General features: G+C 53.1%; 14 protein-coding genes and 2 rRNA genes (1 of these 16 running past the window's edge). 12 read left to right on the top strand and 4 right to left on the bottom strand.

The annotated features are described in order from the left end of the window. From ACKPCT_RS21180 to ACKPCT_RS21205, 6 genes are all read left to right on the top strand, one after another. A 23S ribosomal RNA gene (locus tag ACKPCT_RS21180) occupies positions 1–2,519 on the top strand (it extends 218 nt beyond the left edge of the window). A gap of 121 nt (positions 2,520–2,640) precedes the next feature. Then, a 5S ribosomal RNA gene (gene rrf, locus ACKPCT_RS21185) occupies positions 2,641–2,755 on the top strand. Between the two features lie 509 nt (positions 2,756–3,264). Then, on the top strand, positions 3,265–4,662 hold the full coding sequence (locus ACKPCT_RS21190) for a short-chain fatty acid transporter (RefSeq protein WP_319567891.1): 1,398 nt from the start codon (positions 3,265–3,267) through the stop codon (positions 4,660–4,662). Between the two features lie 320 nt (positions 4,663–4,982). Beyond that, the gene (locus ACKPCT_RS21195) at positions 4,983–5,765 is read left to right on the top strand and encodes a hypothetical protein (protein ID WP_319567892.1); all 783 of its coding nucleotides are present in this window, start codon (positions 4,983–4,985) and stop codon (positions 5,763–5,765) included. A gap of 123 nt (positions 5,766–5,888) precedes the next feature. Next, positions 5,889–6,722, top strand: coding sequence for an S-formylglutathione hydrolase (gene fghA, locus ACKPCT_RS21200; protein ID WP_319567893.1), 834 nt, complete (start codon positions 5,889–5,891; stop codon positions 6,720–6,722). 342 nt (positions 6,723–7,064) lie between these two features. Next, entirely contained in the window at positions 7,065–8,345 is a 1,281-nt protein-coding gene (locus ACKPCT_RS21205; protein ID WP_319567894.1) for a uracil-xanthine permease family protein, read from the top strand. A 70-nt stretch (positions 8,346–8,415) separates the two neighbouring features. Here ACKPCT_RS21205 and ACKPCT_RS21210 read toward each other — a convergent pair whose 3' ends face one another. Next, positions 8,416–9,351, bottom strand: coding sequence for a LysR family transcriptional regulator (locus ACKPCT_RS21210; RefSeq protein WP_319567895.1), 936 nt, complete (start codon positions 9,349–9,351; stop codon positions 8,416–8,418). Positions 9,352–9,463: 112 nt separating this feature from the next. On the opposite strand from ACKPCT_RS21210, the gene ACKPCT_RS21215 reads away from it, so the two are divergent. Beyond that, the gene (locus ACKPCT_RS21215; RefSeq protein WP_319567896.1) at positions 9,464–9,598 is read left to right on the top strand and encodes a hypothetical protein; all 135 of its coding nucleotides are present in this window, start codon (positions 9,464–9,466) and stop codon (positions 9,596–9,598) included. Positions 9,599–9,707: 109 nt separating this feature from the next. On the opposite strand, the gene ACKPCT_RS21220 is transcribed toward ACKPCT_RS21215, so the two are convergent. Then, a complete protein-coding gene (locus ACKPCT_RS21220) occupies positions 9,708–10,886 on the bottom strand; it encodes a pyridoxal phosphate-dependent aminotransferase (RefSeq protein ID WP_090073178.1) in 1,179 nt (392 codons plus the stop codon). Between the two features lie 153 nt (positions 10,887–11,039). Between ACKPCT_RS21220 and ACKPCT_RS21225 the strand changes: the two genes are divergently transcribed. The 4 genes from ACKPCT_RS21225 (at position 11,040) to ACKPCT_RS21240 (ending at position 16,089) form a co-directional block, all read left to right on the top strand. Continuing rightward, a complete protein-coding gene (locus ACKPCT_RS21225) occupies positions 11,040–11,825 on the top strand; it encodes a creatininase family protein (RefSeq protein ID WP_319567897.1) in 786 nt (261 codons plus the stop codon). Positions 11,826–11,897: 72 nt separating this feature from the next. Further along, positions 11,898–14,141: a heavy metal translocating P-type ATPase gene (locus ACKPCT_RS21230; RefSeq protein WP_319567898.1), complete on the top strand. Its 2,244-nt coding sequence runs from the start codon at positions 11,898–11,900 to the stop codon at positions 14,139–14,141. Between the two features lie 218 nt (positions 14,142–14,359). Next, the gene (locus ACKPCT_RS21235) at positions 14,360–15,025 is read left to right on the top strand and encodes a DUF1007 family protein (protein WP_175528068.1); all 666 of its coding nucleotides are present in this window, start codon (positions 14,360–14,362) and stop codon (positions 15,023–15,025) included. Further along, entirely contained in the window at positions 15,016–16,089 is a 1,074-nt protein-coding gene (locus ACKPCT_RS21240; RefSeq protein WP_319567899.1) for a nickel/cobalt transporter, read from the top strand. The genes ACKPCT_RS21235 and ACKPCT_RS21240 overlap by 10 nt, the downstream gene beginning before the upstream one ends. 50 nt (positions 16,090–16,139) lie before the next feature. Here the strand turns inward: ACKPCT_RS21240 and ACKPCT_RS21245 are convergent, their stop codons facing one another. Continuing rightward, the gene (locus ACKPCT_RS21245; RefSeq protein WP_319567900.1) at positions 16,140–16,802 is read right to left on the bottom strand and encodes a response regulator transcription factor; all 663 of its coding nucleotides are present in this window, start codon (positions 16,800–16,802) and stop codon (positions 16,140–16,142) included. 146 nt (positions 16,803–16,948) lie between these two features. Further along, positions 16,949–18,238, bottom strand: a complete 1,290-nt coding sequence (locus ACKPCT_RS21250) for a cache domain-containing protein (RefSeq protein ID WP_175528069.1) — start codon at positions 18,236–18,238, stop codon at positions 16,949–16,951. Positions 18,239–18,501: 263 nt separating this feature from the next. On the opposite strand from ACKPCT_RS21250, the gene ACKPCT_RS21255 reads away from it, so the two are divergent. After that, a complete protein-coding gene (locus ACKPCT_RS21255) occupies positions 18,502–19,590 on the top strand; it encodes a TRAP transporter substrate-binding protein (RefSeq protein WP_090073191.1) in 1,089 nt (362 codons plus the stop codon). Positions 19,591–19,683 lie beyond the last annotated feature (93 nt).

Below are 19,683 nucleotides of genomic sequence, written 5' to 3' on the forward strand. Positions count from 1 at the left end.
CAACAGAGACTCCGTTAGTAGTGGCGAGCGAACGCGGACCAGGCCAGTGCTTCATATTTTTTAACCTGAATAGTCTGGAAAGGCTAACCGAAGAGGGTGACAGTCCTGTAGGGGTGTTAAAGATATGAAGACTTGAGTAGGGCGGGGCACGTGAAACCTTGTCTGAACATTGGGGGACCACCCTCAAAGCCTAAGTACTCCTTGTCGACCGATAGTGAACAAGTACCGTGAGGGAAAGGTGAAAAGCACCCCGACGAGGGGGGTGAAAGAGATCCTGAAACCGAACGCCTACAAGCAGTCGGAGCCCGCAAGGGTGACGGCGTACCTTTTGTATAATGGGTCAGCGACTTAATTTATCGAGCAAGCTTAAGCCGTTAGGTGTATGCGCAGCGAAAGCGAGTCTTAATAGGGCGTTAGTTCGATGGATTAGACCCGAAACCGGGTGATCTAGCTATGAGCAGGCTGAAGGTGCGGTAACACGCACTGGAGGGCCGAACCCACGCCTGTTGAAAAAGGCGGGGATGACTTGTTGCTAGGGGTGAAAGGCCAATCAAACCCGGAGATAGCTGGTTCTCCGCGAAATCTATTTAGGTAGAGCGTGGGATGAATACCTTGGGGGGTAGAGCACTGGATGGGCTAGGGGGTCTCACCGACTTACCAAACCTAACCAAACTCCGAATACCCAAGAGTACTATCCTGCAGACACACGGCGGGTGCTAACGTCCGTCGTGGAGAGGGCAACAACCCTGACCGCCAGTTAAGGTCCCTAAGTCATGGCTAAGTGGGAAAGGATGTGAGGATCCCAAAACAACCAGGATGTTGGCTTAGAAGCAGCCATCATTTAAAGAAAGCGTAACAGCTCACTGGTCTAAATAAGGGTCTTTGCGCCGAAAATGTAACGGGGCTAAAGCCATGCACCGAAGCTGCGGGTGTAGCTTATGCTACGCGGTAGCGGAGCGTTCTGTAGGCTGATGAAGGGTGACCTGTGAGGGCACCTGGAAGTATCAGAAGTGCGAATGCTGACATGAGTAACGATAAAGAGTGTGAGAGACACTCTCGCCGAAAGTCCAAGGGTTCCTGTGCAATGCTAATCAGCGCAGGGTTAGTCGGCCCCTAAGGCGAGGCAGAAATGCGTAGTCGATGGGAATGAGGTTAATATTCCTCAACCAGTGGGATGTGACGAATTCCGGTAGTTGTATTGTCTTATTGGATTGATGATGCAGCGTAGGAGTTCCAGGAAATAGCACCCACATTAGACCGTACCCTAAACCGACACAGGTGGACAGGTAGAGTATACCAAGGCGCTTGAGAGAACTATGCTGAAGGAACTCGGCAAATTGCTCCCGTAAGTTCGCGAGAAGGGAGACCCGTTAGAAGGCAACTTTTAGCGGGTGGCACAGACCAGGGGGTTGCGACTGTTTATCAAAAACACAGGGCTCTGCGAAGCCGCAAGGCGACGTATAGGGTCTGACGCCTGCCCGGTGCCGGAAGGTTAAGAGGAGATGTGAGAGCATCGAATTGAAGCCCCGGTAAACGGCGGCCGTAACTATAACGGTCCTAAGGTAGCGAAATTCCTTGTCGGGTAAGTTCCGACCTGCACGAATGGCGTAACGACTTCCCCGCTGTCTCCAGCATAGACTCAGTGAAATTGAATTCCCCGTGAAGATGCGGGGTTCCTGCGGTCAGACGGAAAGACCCCGTGAACCTTTACTATAGCTTTGCGCTGACAGTTGTGTTGGCATGTGTAGGATAGGTGGTAGGCTTTGAAATTTGGGCGCCAGCTCAGATGGAGCCATCCTTGAAATACCACCCTTGTTGTCATGGCTGTCTAACCGCGGTCCGTTATCCGGATCCGGGACAGCGCATGGTGGGTAGTTTGACTGGGGCGGTCGCCTCCCAAAGAGTAACGGAGGCGCGCGATGGTTGGCTCAGACCGGTCGGAAATCGGTCGTTGAGTGCAATGGCATAAGCCAGCCTGACTGCGAGACTGACAAGTCGAGCAGAGACGAAAGTCGGTCATAGTGATCCGGTGGTCCCGTGTGGAAGGGCCATCGCTCAACGGATAAAAGGTACTCCGGGGATAACAGGCTGATGATGCCCAAGAGTCCATATCGACGGCATTGTTTGGCACCTCGATGTCGGCTCATCGCATCCTGGGGCTGGAGCAGGTCCCAAGGGTTTGGCTGTTCGCCAATTAAAGCGGTACGTGAGCTGGGTTCAGAACGTCGTGAGACAGTTCGGTCCCTATCTGCCGTGGGCGCAGGAGAATTGAAAGGAGCTGACCCTAGTACGAGAGGACCGGGTTGGACGCACCTCTGGTGGACCTGTTGTGGCGCCAGCCGCATTGCAGGGTAGCTATGTGCGGAAGGGATAACCGCTGAAAGCATCTAAGCGGGAAGCCCACCTTGAGACGAGTTCTCCCTGAGAGCCGTGGAAGACCACCACGTTGATAGGTCAGGTGTGGAAGCGCGGTAACGTGCGAAGCTTACTGATACTAATAGCTCGATAGGCTTGATTACTCTCATTTGTCTATATTCATTCAAAGCGGGTTGCTCTTTAGCAACACGAAAAAACTAAGCGCTAGGTGATTGGATAAAATCACCGTTAGCAACTCCAGCTTCTCTGTTTGTTATTCGCCGGCCCGGTGGTTATGGCGAGGACACCAAACCCGATCCCATCCCGAACTCGGCCGTTAATATCCTCTGCGCCAATGGTACTCCGTCTTAAGACGTGGGAGAGTAGGTCGCTGCCGGGCCTGCTAATAACAAACATTCAAAAACCCCCCGTGCTCCATAAGCCGGGGGGTTTTTGCGTATATGGACAATATATATAGGCTAGCACTAAAGTGGTGCGACGTCCGTAATTCTCCGATTTTCCTAAATTTCAAAAAATCGTTCTAATTGATTTCAATGAATTATGAAACTAGCGGTTTTTGAAACAGAATATATTTCTAAAATTATATATAAAGACAATATTAGACAAATTAGGGCCTGAAAGTGGGCAGCGTTGTGCTTTGTAAAATGGCGTGTCTAAGGACATTGGAACTTCGTTTTGAATAGTTAAATTATTGATTTAATTGGTGAAATTAAATTTACATAAGATCCTGCTTGTGTTCTGCAATATAATATCTAGTATTTATTTGTATCGTAATGCGATTAAAATGCATTATAATGTGGGCATTCTAATGACCTCCTCTTAGATCAGGCGACTATAAAGAGTAAGATTATCAGTATCTTACCGCGCTTGTGGACTGAAATCTACAAAGTGCATCACATTGTGGTTAATCATAAAGGGAGGAAATTTATGGAGCACGCCAAAAGTACGGATCACGGATCCTTTTTGTGGCGCTTTTCGAAAAAATTCAATTTTGCAGCAGATAAGTTGATCCCGGAATCCTTTGTTTTCGCTCTTATCCTGACTGCTATTGTTTTCGTACTTGCCTTTTTCCTGACTGACTCCGGTCCGATGAAGATCGTAAACGCCTGGTACGGTGGTCTCTGGTCTATGATCTCGTTTGCTTTTCAAATGACGATCATGGTCGTTTTGACCAGCATGGCGGCTAAATCGCCGCAGTTGGAAAAGATTCTTTCTTCTATCGCCAGTACCCCGAAATCGGCTGCCAGCGCTTATGTCATCTTGATTATATTTGCAACGGTCGCCAGTTGGATCAACTGGGCGTTCGGAACCATTCTATCGCCTGTATTGGCGATGTATCTGTCCAAGAATATCAAGAAGGTGCATTTCCCTCTGATGATCGCGGCTGGATATGCCTGCATGATCATGGTTCAACCGATTTGTCCAAGCATTTCGGCTGTAGCTCTGCTAGCTTCTCCTGACCACTTTATGGTGGATCAGGTGGGCGTGATGCCTGTGAGTGAAACCGCGTTCAACCCGCTTGGCTTGATCATGGTTGCTATCCTGTTTGTGGTGACTTTGATGGTTGCTATCAAGACAACTCCACCGGAGGATGAGGTTGTTTCTTTTGATGGTGAAATCAACCTACAGGTAGAGGGAAAAGATGAAGCGAATGAAACTTTCGCGGATAAAATGAATAACAGCCGGTTGGTGCTGGGTGTCTTTTCGCTCATAGGAATCGTCTATTTCATCTATCATTTCATGACAGGCAATGGCCTGACGCTTAACTTCATCATCTTTATCTTCCTGATTGCCGATCTTATTCTCTATAAGACACCGAAAAAGTTTGTTGATGCCGTCAAACATAATATGGTGCTGGCAGCTAACGTTATGATCCAGTTCCCCTTTTATGGTGGCATCATGGGGGTCATGGCAAAGACCGGCCTGACGGGGGTTCTCGCCAATGGCCTCATTTTTCTTGCCAGTGAACACACCATTTATTGGTTCTCCTATGTTTCCGCTTCGATTGTGAACCTGTTCGTACCGTCTCAGGGCGGTCAGTGGATTGTGCAGGGGCCAATTCTGGTTGAAGCTGCCCAGGCGTTTGATGCACATATGCCATCTATCGTAACGGCTTTCATGATGGGGGATGAAGCAACCAACCTCATTCAGCCGCTCTACATCATTCCGGCATTGGCGCTGGTTGATATCGAGCTGAAGAAGGTTTGGGGCTTTATGGCCTTTATTTGGTTTATCTGGTTCATAACATCCACAATCGGACTGATTTTGTTGCCGATGATTTTATAGAAGAGCACCCTCAACATACGATCGATAGGGCTCTCGAATTGGTTTTCGGGAGCCCTTCTAGGTTGTTTTATAGTTTTGGCTGATTCTGAAGAGGCTTTCCCATAAGGTGTCTTTTGCTCGTATCCTGGCCGATATCTATGCGAGCGGTGAAGAACTGACTCAATTTTTCGTGGATTTTGGCGTAGTATTGCCATAAAGCAGATGATTTTTTAACGGGACCCAAACGGAGCATTGCGAAAATAGCAAAAGCAGAAGACACTTTTGGTTAAGTTGTTACATTGCGTGTTTGTTGAACGCTTCGATGGGAAGAGGGAGAAGCTATGAGTTTGTTTTTCGTAAAAAAGGCTGCCAAACTGGCTCAGGTTTGTGCCGCTGCATTGTTGGTTCCTGCGGTTTTCTCCGGTCCCGTTCTGGCGGCAAGTGATACGCCTTTTTTCACCGGCGTGTGGGAGCTGAATGACGGCAAGACCGTTCGGCCTTTGGTCATGAGCGACTGGCTTATCTTTGACGGCAAATTGCCCAACACGTGGCTCTATATGGCAAAGGGTTCTGTTCCTGGGCAGCAATATCGCTTTCTGGCGCGCAATGTTGGCGTCAATGGCGTTTCGGCTGCCTTGGTCGATGTAGCCCGTGTCGATGATACACATATGACCTATCGGGTGAGTGCCAAGGGGGCGATCATCGAGCAGGGCGAAGCCACGCGTCTAAGTGTACCTAATGCCAATGACTCCTGTCTGGCCGTTGATACCGAGTTGAAGGATCTGCTTGGAAACTGGGTTGTAGCGAACGATAAGAAAAAACGGGTTAAATTGAGTGAAGCGGAGCTGAATTTTGATGGTCAGAAGCAGGCCGTTGAACTGCGCCCCATCCGTACGGGTCAGGTTGGCCTGGTTGTGAATGGGGCGCCTTATGCGCTCTTTACTGATGCAGGCGGCGATTATGCGGTCTTGCAAGTTTTGCCAACCGGTACTGCATCCTTTGCAGGCGGCCCGATCGGGCAGCATGTGAATTTCGCTCAAGAGGTTGTTTTGCGTCGGACCAATGGTCGGTGTGATGCTGCGATAGCAGGACGTCTCAAGCTGCTTGGCAAGCCGCATAAATAAGTGAAATCTCGCCTTTGCTAATTCTGCGCTGTCAGTGGTTGCTGGGCCTTGGCCTGTCATGAAACCGACAGCCGCAGTATTTAGCATGTCCGCTTTCATCTGCTGTGCAAAGGAAGGTCCGTTATGAAACTGATTTCAAAGGCCAAAGCATTTGGTGGAGAGCAGCGGCTCTATCGGCACCAGTCCAAGGTCACTGGAACCGAGATGGAATTCTCGGTGTTCCTGCCGCGTGAAGCGTTGGAGGGTTTCGTGTGTCCAACTCTCTTCTATCTGTCGGGGCTGACCTGTAGCTGGGAAGAAGTGGTAACCCAAGGCTTGCCACAAATGCATGCGGCCAAGCATGGGCTTATCTTTGTTGCGCCGGACACCAGTCCGCGGGGCGATAATGTTGCTGATGATGATGCCTATGATCTGGGACAATCTGCCAGCTTCTATCTTGATGCAACAGAAGAGCCTTGGTCGGACCATTTCAAGATGGAGACCTATCTGACATCTGAATTGCCCAAGCTTCTAATGGGGGCCTTGCCGGTGGATGAAGATGCAATGGGCATAACCGGCCATTCCATGGGCGGACACGGCGCCTTGACGCTGGCCTTGCGTCATCCGACACTGTTTCACTCGGTTTCTGCGCTGGCACCGATCTCCAATCCGGTTTCCTGCCTTTGGGGACGCAAAGCCCTTGAGGCTTATTTGGGCGATGAAGAAGCCCATTGGGACGATCACGATGCCTGCGCGCTGATCGCCAAACTAGGCTGGGAAGGGCAGATCCTCATCGATCAAGGGCTGGCCGATGAATATCTGGAAGACCAACTGAAGCCATGGGCTTTTGAAAAAGCCTGCCGCCTGGCAAATGTCGATCTGACCATGCGGCTTCATGGTGGCTATGATCATTATTATCATTTCATCGCCAGTTTCATGGCCGATCATATCGAATGGCACGCGAAGCGCCTCGAGTGATCCGGGCCGAGTGCGCTCGTCGTTGTTGCAATCCTGACGCGATGCTGAGACTGCCCGCCTGAGGGGAACTACGCACATTTTGCGGGTTATCCTCAAGCGGGAGCAGATTCCTAACGAATTGCTAATTTTTTTCTCCCCTTTGACGATCAGAATCAGGCACATGTGATTCTCGATCCATATATCCTGATTTCAACATGGACCAGCTGTCATCATGGGCTGGATCATCTGCGGCTGGTCGACCGTATGCTGCGAGGTGTGAGGCCTTTGCTTTTGGGGCATATGGGTAGAACGAGCCGTTCATTTGTCGCAAGGCTATTTGAAAAGGCTCCGAGGGAGATAATAATGTCCGAAGAGTCTACTTCGGTTGGCAATCAGGCCCAAGAGGGTCTTGGTCGCCAAGTGCTGTTGGGTGCGCAAATGCTGTTCGTGGCATTTGGGTCGTTGGTTCTGGTTCCACTCCTAACCGGTCTGAGTTCGTCGGTTGCACTGTTTACTGCAGGGGCTGGCACGCTGGTTTTCCAACTTGTCACAAAGCGTTCTGTACCGGTCTTTCTGGCTTCGTCCTTTGCCTTCATCGCGCCGATTATTTACGGCACCGAGCAATGGGGCGTTCCAGCTACGATGTCGGGCCTGTTTGCAGCCGGCTTGGTGTATGTGGCGCTGTCTTTCCTCGTGCGCTGGAAGGGGCAAAAGATCATTGACAGGGTGTTGCCGCCCATCGTTATTGGTCCGGTCATTATGGTCATCGGGCTTTCGCTTGCTCCTATTGCGCTTAATATGGCGCAGGGCAAGACAAGCGATGGGTCGGTACAGTTGGTGCCCTTTGATCAGTCTGTCATCATCGCGCTGGTATCGGTAAGTGTAACGGTGCTTATCACTCTGCTGGGCAAAGGCATGTTCAAGCTGGTGCCGATCCTGTCTGGTATCCTGTCTGGCTATGCGGTTAGCGTAATGTTCGGCGTGGTGGACTTTTCTGCCATTTCTGCCGCTCCTGTCGTGGCCGTTCCGCCGTTCGTCTTCCCGGAGTTCAATCTGGAAGCCATTCTGTTCATTCTGCCTGTTGCCATCGCTCCGGCGATTGAGCATATCGGCGATATTGCGGCAATTTCCGGTGTCGCCAAGAAAGACTTCTTCACCAAACCTGGCCTCAAGAACACGTTGCTTGGTGATGGTCTGGCCACCAGTCTGGCTGCCTTGTTTGGTGGACCGCCGAACACCACCTATTCGGAAGTGACCGGCGCTGTTGCCCTGACCAAGGCTTTCAATCCAGCCATCATGACATTCGCTGCGATCTGGGCTGTTGTGCTGTCTTTCTCCGGGACGCTTGGCGCTGTTCTGGCGACCATTCCGGTGCCTGTCATGGGCGGCATTGAGGTGATCCTGTTTGGTGCCATCGCCGTGGTTGGCGTTTCGACGCTTCTCAAGGTCGGGGATGAGCTAACCGAAGCCCGCAACCTGATCATTGCTTCTGTTGTTCTGGTGATCGGTATCGGCGGACTGGAAGTTGGTATCGGCGATTTCGCGATCAAGGGCATTGGCCTTTGTGCCATCGTGGCCATTCTACTCAACCTGATCCTGCCAAAGCAGAGATCTGAAGAAGCCAAGGTTGAAGCGGCTGAATAAAAGGGGCCCGCTCCCCTTGCTCTAAAACGAACACAAAAGGCCGCGTCGGACGATGCGGCCTTTTTGCTTGTCAGCATCCCACATGGTTTGCCTTGTCGGTTTCGTTATAAAAGCGGGCCAAGGTTTCTGAAACCAAGGCCTGAAGCCGGTCTTTTACATGGCGCTTGACCGGGTGGGCCTTAAGGTCCGGATGGTAGACAAGCCAGGCTTCCTGCGGGTGATAAATCGTATCGCTCACTTGAACAAAGCCTTCCTCATGGCCAATCCAGGCTGGAAGGATACCCATGGCATTGCCCTTCTTGATCATGTCGATGAGGCCTTCCTGCTGGTTGGCGATAAAGCGCGGAGATTTCCCTTCAAGGATTGAGGCAATTGCCTTGTTTGAACTGGAATGTGGGCGGGTGTGGCCAAAGCCGACCCAATTCTGTTGTTGCCAGCTGTCGGGATCGAAGGCGTCGGGATGGGTCTTGCAATAGTCCTGCGAGCCGAAAATACGATAGGTGAGATAGCCCAGCTTGATCGAGATGAGATTGCCCTGTTTGGGCACCTTGTTTCGAATGGCAAGGTCTGCTTCAAGGCGCGATATGCTGAGATATTCATCCTGAGACAGAAAGGTGAAATTGACGGGCGGCGTGTCTTCCGCCTGAAGCATGGACGGTGTCAGGCGCTCGATATGTCTTGATGCTAGCCGCAGGGACCATGGCCGCACCTCGATCGTCAGGCGAACGGATTCCCGGGCCGGATTGGCTGCACTGGCGCGGCGCTGCAGGTCTGCCGCAGACAGGGCCATATTGTTGGCAGCTTCGAGCAATTGCTCGCCGGCCTGGGTCAATTCAAAACCCTGCTGATTATGGTCGAACAGGCGGAGGCCCAAATTGTCCTCAAGGCGAGAGATATGCCTCCCCACCGTTGGCTGCGAGAGCCCCAGATCGGCGGCGGCTGCGCTGAGGGTTCCCGCTTTCGCAACACGCAAAAAGCTTCGGATGGCGTTCCAGTCAAAATCCATATTGCTTGCTCCTCGCTATTCAAAAATGAATAACAAGATAGGATATTATTGGATTATTTTTGATTGGCAAGGGCGTAAAAGGAAGAGGGTCCAACAGATACAGGAGGTCTTCATGCTTGTCTGGATTGGCACGAAATTCGGCATTGATTGGTTTGGCAAGGCCCGCGCGGCGAAGCGGCGACCAAAGGCGGATCAGCTTCCCGATTGCGACGCTATGCGCGATTTGATCAAGGGGCTCTATTTTTAAACGCGGGTTTTGTCGCTCCTGCGTTGATTGCTGACGTTGAAAAAAATCTGGCCAAACCGCCTGCTCACGGAGCGTCGGTTTGGCCAGATTTTTGTTTTCTCACAGCAATTCAGGGGCGGTTCTTTTCCAGAAAGGCGCCCATGCGCTCCACGGCCTTGAGAATATTTTCAAGGCTGTTGGCATAGGAAAGCCGGATATAGCCTTCGCCATAAACGCCAAAGTCCGGCCCGCCAATGGTGGCGACACCTGCTTCTTCGAGTAGACGCGAAGACAGCTCCTTTGCCTTGAAGCCTGTTTGCGTCACATTCGGGAAGGCATAAAAGGCTCCTTTGGGCATGACGCAGGAGACATTGGGCAGCTCATTGAGCGCTGCGACCACGGCTTTGCGGCGCGTGTCGAACTCAACCATCATCGCGTCGGCTGCGTCCTGAGGGCCGGTTATGGCGGCGATGCCTGCGAACTGGGCGGCGGAGTTGACGCAGGAATAGGAATTCACTGCCAGCTTGCGGACATGATCATAAAGGCTTTCAGGCCAGACCGAGAAGCCCAACCGCCACCCTGTCATGGCATAGGTCTTGGACCAGCCATTGAGCAGGATCAGCCTGTCTTCCAGTTCAGGATAGGAGGAGAGGCTCTGGTGTTCGAGGCCGTCAAAGGTCATGCGTGAATAGATTTCATCGGACATGATGGCCACCTCCGGCCAATCGGCGAGGCCCTTGACCAGTTTGTCGATCTCGCCTTTTGGCGTAACGCCGCCCGTCGGGTTGGACGGGCTGTTGACGATGATGAGGCGGGTATCCTTGGTGATCAGAGACAGCAACTCATCGGCCGAGAAAGCAAAGCCGTTTTCCTCGCGCAACGGTACTGGAATGGGCCGGGCGCCGGTGAATTCGATCATCGAGCGATAGATGGGAAAGCCCGGATCGGGATAGAGAATATCAACGCCGGGTTTTCCGAATAGCGTGATGGCCATATACATGGTGACCTTGCCGCCGGGCATGATCATGATGCGGTCTGGCGAAATATTAGCGCCATGGTGGGCCTTAAGATCTCCTGCCACCACCTCTCTGAGGCGTGGAATGCCAACGGCGGGGGTATAGCCGTGCTCTCCGGCCCTCAACGCCTCAATGGCGGCTTCGACAATATGGTCGGGGGTTTTGAAATCCGGTTGCCCGATGCCGAGATTGATGATGTCTTTGCCCTCGGCTGCCAACTGATTGGCGCGAGCGAGCACGGCAAAGGCATTTTCGTCACCGAGATTGAGGAAATTGTCGACGGGGTGGAGCATTGGGTCTCTCTCCGAGGCTGAATTGCTTTATGGTTGGCAACAGGATAGGGGCTGGGCAAAGGCGCGTAAAGTCTGTTGAGATACTGGTCTTTGCGCAAGCAAGCCGCTAACTTGGGCAGGACCAAATCAGTTTGACGATTAAGGGAGCCAACCATGATCAAAGCTTTGTGGAGTGAGATGGGGCGCGATGATTTCGCCGATCCTGCGCTGGCTGATGCGGTGGCCGTGCTTCCCATTGCGGCGATTGAACAGCATGGTCCGCATTTGCCTACCGGTACGGATGCTATTTTGGCTGAGGGCTATATCGAAGCGGTTCTTGCGGAAAAGCCTGATGATCTGCCGATCATATTCCTGCCCGTGCAACAGGTAGGCTGGTCCGAGGAGCATCTGGATGGGGCTGGTACCCTGACGTCGAACTGGAAGCATCTGCTCCCGCTCTGGACGGACATTTGCCTTTCCGTGAAAAGGGCCGGTGTCAAGCGGCTCATCATCATCAGCAGCCACGGCGGCAATGTGCCTTTGATGGATATTCTCATTCAGGATCTGCGCGTGCATCATGGCATGGTGGCTTCGGCTACCAACTGGCTGCGGCTGGGCTATCCGGAAGGGCTGTTCGAGCCGGACGAGATCGCCTATGGCATTCATGGTGGCGATGTGGAAACCTCCATGATGCTGGCCTTGCGGCCTGATCTGGTTTGCCTTGATGAGGCCGGGGTGTTTCCATCGCGCCAGCAAGAGATGGCAGAAGGCAACGAGCATCTGCGTTTTTATGGGCGCAAGCAGTTGGGCTGGATGGTGACGGATCTGAACGAAGCCGGCGTTGTGGGTGATGCTGCTCGGGCAAACGCTGAGAAGGGCAGAAAACTCATAGAGTATATTGCAGGGCAGTTTGTTTCCTATGCCAGAGAGGTTGTGAAAGTGGCGCCTTTCAGCTCTTGACCTTCCTGTTACTGGAACCCCTATATGTATTCTTGACTTTAAAATTCCTGTTAAAAGCTGGTCTTGATACTCATGTCTGAAACGGTTCTTTCTTCCCCAAGGGATGCTGCGCAAGCGGCGTCCGATACGCTTGTTTTTGATGTTAGCGGCATGCATTGTGCTGCCTGTTCGGCCCGTGTCGAGCGGGTGTTGAACGCCAAGCCCGGCATTGAGGCGCATGTGAATCTGGCGCTGGAACGCGCCGATGTCTCTGTGAGTGGAGGCCAGAGCGCCGATGACATCAAGGCGATGATCGAGAAAACCGGCTTCGGGGCCAGCCTCCGCCAAGGCAGCCTGTCTGAACGGCAGGCTCAGGCCGAACAGGTGGATGAAGGGCGCGAACGGGAAGAACGGCACTCTTTCTATCTTTTCCTTTTCTCCGCCCTTCTCACGTTGCCGCTCGTCGCACCCATGGTTGCTCACTGGTTTGGCGCAGCCTGGCACATGCCGCCATTTGTGCAGCTTGTGTTGGCGGCTGTCGTGCAGGTGGTTGTCGGGGCGCGCTTTTATCGTGGTGCGGCCAGCGCGCTTTCCAGCGGTGCTGCCAATATGGATGTGCTGGTCGCCATGGGCACCAGTTCGGCCTTTCTCTTCTCGCTTTATCAGATTTTTGCGCTTGGTGAAAACGCGGTCGGGCATCTCTATTTTGAAGCCTCGGCGGCTATCCTGACGCTGATCGTTTTTGGCAAATGGCTTGAAGGGCGAGCCCGGCGCAGCGCTGCCGATGCTCTGCGTGCGCTCATGGGGTTGCGTCCGCGCGAAGCGCGTCTGGTGTCTGTTGACGGAGCCGGTGATCAGATGGTGCCGATTGAACAGGTCAAAACAGGGGATCACGTGCGTGTGTTGCCCGGTGAGGTGGTTCCCGTTGATGGGCTGATCCTTGAGGGCCGTAGTGAATTTGACGAAGCCCTGCTTTCTGGCGAAAGCGAGCCGGTGTTGCGCGAAGAGGGCGAGAAGGTGATCTCCGGCGCGGTGAATGGTGAGGGGGCAGTGGTGCTGGATGTGGTCGCGCTTGGCGATGATACGGTGCTCGCGCGCATCATTCGTCTGGTCGATCAGGCCCAGACCGGCAAGGCCAAGATGCAGAATCTGGCGGACCGGATTTCGGCCGTGTTCGTTCCGGTTGTGATCGGGCTGGCGCTGCTCACCTTCATCGTCTGGCTTGCCATGGGCGGTGGCTTCGAGGCGGCGGTTGTGGCTGCTGTATCTGTTCTCGTGATCGCCTGCCCCTGTGCGCTTGGTCTGGCGACACCTACGGCGCTGGTCGCCGGAACGGGAGCGGCCGCCAAAAGCGGTGTGTTGATCCGCGATATCGATGTGCTCGAAGTGGCCGGCAAGGTGACCCATGTGGTGTTTGACAAAACCGGAACGCTGACTGAGGGCAAGCCAAGTCTGGTGGGCATCAATATGCTTGGTGCATCCAGGGATGAAGCCGAGCTTGTGGGGGCTGTTGCAGCCGTGCAATCGGGCAGTGAGCATCCGTTGGCCAAGGCCTCCGTTGATGCCGCCAAGGAAAGAGGCGCCCGTATGCCGCAGGCAAGAGGTGTGACGGCCCATGTGGGTGAAGGCGTTGAAGGAACAATTGACGGGAAAACCGTTCTGATCGGAACGCGCGCCTTTCTGGACCGGAATGGCGTTGATCTTGCCGCCTCCGAAGATGCATTTGCCGGGATGGAACAGGAGGGGCTATCGGTCTCGGCGGTCGCCATGGATGGAGCACTGGTTGCTCTGCTCGGGTTCCGCGATGAGGTGCGCGCTGAATCAAGAGGGGCGATAGAGGCGCTGAAGGCTCGTGGTCTGAAAACGGTTCTACTCTCTGGCGATGCACCCGAAACGGTGCGTCGGGTAGGTGAGGCGCTTGGCCTTGATGATGTCAAAGGCGGCGTAACGCCCAAGCAGAAGCTTGATTATCTGACTGACCTGCAACAAGAGGGGCATGTGGTTGCCATGGTCGGGGATGGTCTTAACGATGCTCCGGCACTGGCTCAGGCTGATGTTGGCATCGCTATGGGGTCGGGCACAGATGTGGCCATCGGCGCGGCGGCCATTACGCTAATGCGCGTGGATGTCGGACTGGTTGGCGCTGCCTTCGAAATCGCGCGCCATACCTATCGCAAGATCTGGCAGAATCTGTTCTGGGCCTTTGTCTATAACGTCATCGGTATTCCGCTGGCCGCCTTGGGGTTGCTCAATCCGGCGATTGCGGGTGCTGCCATGGCCTTCAGCTCGGTGTCGGTGGTCTCCAACGCCCTGTTGCTAAGGCGCTGGAAAGCGTGATCTGAAGGGTAGGGATTCTGGAAACAAAAAAGCAGTTCTGAAAAGGACTGCTTTTTTGGTATTTTGTTGCCTTTGTGATCGAGTAGATCTGACTGGCTATGGTCAATTTGCCATCTTCCTGTCTTAGTCGCGATTTAATACCCTCAATGCTGAATCATTTCTGCGGTACAGATACCTGCTCTGGACCACCCAACCCGTGATCACTGAGGATGTCTTTCATGCCTTTCCGCCTTTGGTTTCTCCCAGCCGCTCTTGTGGTGTCATGTGGCCTTTATACTACTGCTCAGGCGCATCCCCATGTTTGGGTCTCTGTTCAGAGTGAGCTGGTTATGGACGGGCAAAAGATCACGGCGATCAATCACCGCTGGACCTTTGATGAAGCCTTCAGCGCCTTTGCGAGCCAGGGGCTGGATGAAAATGATGATGGTGTGCTTTCGCGTGAAGAGCTGCAGCCGTTGGCACAAGTGAATGTGGAATCCTTGTCCGAGTATGGCTATTTCTCAGAGCTGTACCAAAAGGGGGCTCCTGATACCGGCGAGACGGCCTTCGGTGACCCTTATGATTATTGGTTGTCTGTTTCCGGTGATCAGCTTGTGTTGCACTTCACATTGCCGGTGGTTGCAGATGTCGACACCCATCAGGAAGCCGTTCTCGACGTCTATGATCCCAGTTTCTTCGTCGACTTTACCTTTGCCGACAAAAGCCCTGCCAAACTTTTGAATGCTCCCGCCAATTGTCATGCCCGTGTCGAGCGCCCCAAGGGGCTGGATGATGATGTGGCCAGCCAGCTGGCGGCGATCCCAGCTGATCAGCGCGCTATTCCTTCCGATCTGATGCAGTTTACGGTCGCCATGGCCAATCAGGTATATTTGAAATGCGATTAAGTCTCGGGCCGTTCAGGCCTTCTGTCGGCACGCTGTTTGCTGGCTTTGCCCTTGTTATGCTGAGCGCGGCCTTTCTGTGGGTGGCAATGCCCCTCGCTGCTCATGCAACGCCGTCGCCATTCGGAGTGGCCTTGCCGGATACGACTGGTCCTATGGCAACCTCTGGCTTATGGGCCGATATCCAGCGCTGGATTTTGGCGCGGCAGTCTGATTTCTATATGGCACTTAAGGATGCGGTGAAGCTGGTGCGCACGAGTTGGCCCGCCTTGTTTTTGCTGCTCGGGCTTTCCATGGCCTATGGGCTTTTTCATGCTGCTGGTCCGGGACATGGCAAGGTGGTTCTGACAACCTATTTGTTTGCCAGCGGAGCCTCGGCGCGCAAGGGGGCCATTCTGGCTTTGGTGGCGGCAATGGTGCAGGCCAGCGTCGCTGTTCTGTTGATCGGCATCGCTGCGGTTCTGCTCAATCTCACCTCCATCGTGATCACCCAGACAGCCCAATTGCTTGAATTGGCCTCTTACGCCATGTTCGTCATATTGGGAGGCTGGCTTATCCTGCGGGCGATGCGTTCGGCGAGTCATGAATGGGGGCGTTTGAAAGGTAATGAGCCTGCCGTTGCGCATCATGTTGATCATCATGGCCATGACCATGACCACCACCACCACCATGACCATCATCATGATGAGGCATGTGGCTGTGGCCACAGTCATGCGGCTCCGCTGGAGGTGATAGAGCAGGCCAAAGGTGTGCGCGGCATGGCGCTGGCAGTCATTTCCATGGGGCTGCGCCCTTGCTCAGGCGCGTTGATCGTTCTGGTCTTTGCCTTGTCGCAGAAAGTTTTCTGGGCCGGGGTGCTCTCTGCTTACGCGATGGGGCTTGGCACGGGATTGACGGTGGCTGCACTGGCTCTGATCGCGGTTTATGCGAGATCATTTTCGCAGGCGCTCGCCAACAGGGGGCTTCCCAGCAAAGCTCTGGACTGGTTCGGCGTGATCATTCTGTTTCTCGCCGGTGTCATCGTGTCGATGTTTGGTGGCATTCTGCTGCTTGCCAATCTGCTTTAGTGACATAGAGGCGTCAAACCTATCGCCCCGGTTTGGGGGGGGGCGAACAGTCAGGGTGCAAGTGTGCTTGATGTTGATTTGTCGACCAAGCCAAGTTCCATGGCCATGTGCGTCAATTGAGCCGCATTGCCTCCGCCGAGCTTTTCACGCATGCGCTGTCTGTGGCTTTCGACGGTTCTGACGCCGATGCCAAGGTCACCGGCGATCTCCTTGTTGGCCTTGCCCAAGGCGATGCCCCTGAGTACCTCAATTTCTCTCTCTGTCAGGTTGAAGGGGTTCTCGGGCTTTTCTTTCGCAGGCTTGAGGGCGTCAACGGAGATATTCTTGGAAAAATAATAGTCCCCTTGCGAAATGGTCTCGATCGCTTTCACCATGTCGCTGGCGCCAATATCCTTGAGCAGGAAACCCGAGGCGCCTGATTTGACAGCGGCGCGCACATATTCGGGATTGTCATGCATCGACAGGAACAGAATGCGACTGTCTGGCGATACGATATGGATCTGCTCCGCCGCTTCCAAGCCGTTGCAGTTGGGCATGGAGATGTCGAGCATCAGGATGTCTGGTTGGAAATCCCGTGCTTTCTCGATCGCCTGAAAACCATCTTCGGCCTCAGCGACGATTTCGATAGTCTCTTCAAGCTCTAGACGTGCGCGAATGCCGTCTCTAACCAGAGCATGGTCATCGGCGATGACTATACGAATTTTTTCTTTCATTTTTCGAACGCTGTTGGGAGATGCTTTGTAAAACGGGAGTGATTCCAGCCTTGGCTTGTTTCTCCGTTAGGATATAGTCACATTGTGGCAATTGAAAGCACACAATGTTCTGATTTGTACTTAATGAGTCATTTAAGGTATGGTTCTTAAGCTTGTGGTATCTTGATTGTGATTTTTAATCCACCCAACTCTCCTTTTGCAAATGTAAGGGCACCACCATGACTTTCAACCCTCTCGACCATGTTGCGCAGGCCAAGGCCGGAATCTGTGGTCAGTGAACTGGGGTCCGTGAAGCTCGTACCATCGTCTTCAATCGACAGTGTGATGGTCTTTTTTCCTTTTGTTCTTTCTTCAATGCAGAGGAAGATTTGTAACCGCTTGGCATCCGTGTGACGGACAACATTGGTGAGAGCTTCCTGGGTTATTCTGAACAAGGCTATCTTGGCCGCTTCAGGCAGCAGATAATCAACGCGGGTTGCTATGACATTTGTCTTGATCAGCGTGCTGTCTTCAAAATCCTGTCCCAATTCCCTGATTGCTTCGCTTAGGCCGATATTGGCCAGAGCCGAAGGGTGCAGTGCTTTTGAGATGCGGCGCACATCGGCAATCGACGTATCCAGAATTGCCAGACTCTTTTCCATGAGTGGTTGAGCCACTGCAGGTTTTGATATCTGCTCCACGGCCAGCTCAAGCCTGTGTCGGATGCTGACCAAGAGCTGGTTGAGACCATCATGCAGGTCATTTGATACGCGCTTGCGTTCCTCTTCCTGCACATCGATGATGCGTTGCGTTAATGCCTTGAGCTTTTCATCTGCTAGTTTGTGTTCGTTGAAATGCAGTGCGGCGATGGAAAGGGCTGTGATGCCTATAATCAGCAAGGACATGATCAGGAACGTGATTTCCGTATGGCGTGCCGTCGCGCGCATATCTTTGTTCAAAACCGATATTTCCTGCTTGATGTCGTCAAGGTAGGACCCGGTTCCGATCATCCAGCCCCAGTCCGGCAGAAAAGTTGCGTAGCCCAGCTTGAGGGTGTCCATTCCCGTTGATGGTTTGGGCCATTTGAAAGTGTAGTAGCCGCCACCATCGACGGCTCTTTTCATCAGTTCCTGAAGAAAAAAACGTCCTTGATCGTCGCGCTTGTACCAGAGATTTTGACCCAGAAGATCCGGGTTGGGGGCATTGACCAGATTGGTGCCGGCACGGTCATAGGCGAAAAAGTAGCCGTCTTGTCCGTAATTGAGATTGTGCAATATCTGGCGTACGGCCTCTCGGGCTTGTGGCGTCTCCTCGCCGTTGTTTGCATATTCATGGCGAATGGCGGTCAGGGCGAGTGAGGTATAGTTTTTCAGCTCCTGCCGACGAACCTCAAGGATTCGGTTCTCAACCAACTCGACTTCTTTTGAGATGAGGCGATTTGCCTCAGTGTGGATCATCCATCCTGTCAGTCCTGACACCAAAATGATAGGCAAGATAGCAATCAGCAAAATTTTGAGCTTAAATGCTAATTTTCCGTTGGCATTCGGGCAGTTTTGTGGTTGTTTCTTGCTCATGTTCCGACCCCGGACTGTTGTCTTGCATAGTGATACAGTATCTGGCTTTCTGATGCTATCATCGCAGCTTTTCGTTTTTTACATATTCGAACAAAATTGGCTAAGGCAGTCTGAAAATTAGAAAACAGCTCAAGGAGGAATCCTAAATGGATCGTCGCGATTTCTTGAAAAAAGCCAGCCTCGTGTCTGGCGGCGCCGCTGCAAGCACGCTCGCAGCTCCAGCTTACGCTCAGGGTAAGCGCACTTTGAAAATGGTCACGAGCTGGCCGAAAAACTTCCCCGGCCTTGGCACCGGTGCTCAGCGTTTGGCTGACAACATCACCGCCATGACCGATGGCCGCCTGACCGTGAAAGTCTATAGTGCTGGCGAATTGGTTCCTGCTTTTGAAGCCTATGATGCCGTGATGACCGGCACCGCCGACATGTATCACGCATCCGAATATAACTTCGTGGGCAAAAGCAAGTCTCTGGCTTTCTTTACCACCGTGCCAATGGGCATGACGGCAACCGAGTTTGACGCATGGATTCACCATCAGGGCGGTCAAGAACTCTGGGACGAACTGGCAGCATCATTCAATGTCAAATCCTTCCCTGCTGGCAACACCGGCGCTCAGATGGGTGGCTGGTTCAACAAGGAAATCAAGTCTCTTGACGATATCAAGGGCCTGAAAATGCGTATGCCGGGCATGGGGGGTGAAGTGCTTCGCCGTCTGGGTGCATCCGCTGTTTCCTTGCCGGGTGGCGAAATCTTCCAGGCTCTGCAGTCCGGCGCAATCGATGCGACCGAATTTGTCGGCCCTTGGAACGATCTGGCTCTGGGCTTCTACAAGACCACCAAATTCTACTACTATCCTGGCTTCCATGAGCCAAGTGGCGGTATCTCCGTTGGTGTGAACCTGGATGTCTTCAACGACTTCTCGAAAGCTGATCAGGCCATGTTGAGAACTGCCTGCATCGCAGAAAACAACCTGCTGTCTTCTGAATACAACGCTCATAACGGTGCAGCTCTGGAGCAGTTGGTCAACAAGCATGGCGTCGTACTCAAGAAGTTCCCGGATGACGTTTTTGACGCCATCGGTAAGGTTTGCGAAGAAGTGGTTGCTGAATTCGGCGCTCAGGACGAATTGTCCGGTCGTATTTATGAAAGCTATCTGGCTGCCCGCAAGAATGTTGGCGACTGGATGCGTATTACCGAGCGTCCGTTCTTGGATGGTCGTGACCGCGTTCTTGGCTAAAGCTTCTGAAATGCTTGCTCCGCTCTCCCCAGATTTGGGGGGAGCATCTTTATGCCTGAAATTTGTTCTGGTTTATTTCAACATTTTCAGGTT

The sequence above is a fragment of the Cohaesibacter marisflavi genome (assembly GCF_963665895.2).
GTDB classification, from domain to species: domain Bacteria; phylum Pseudomonadota; class Alphaproteobacteria; order Rhizobiales; family Cohaesibacteraceae; genus Cohaesibacter; species Cohaesibacter marisflavi.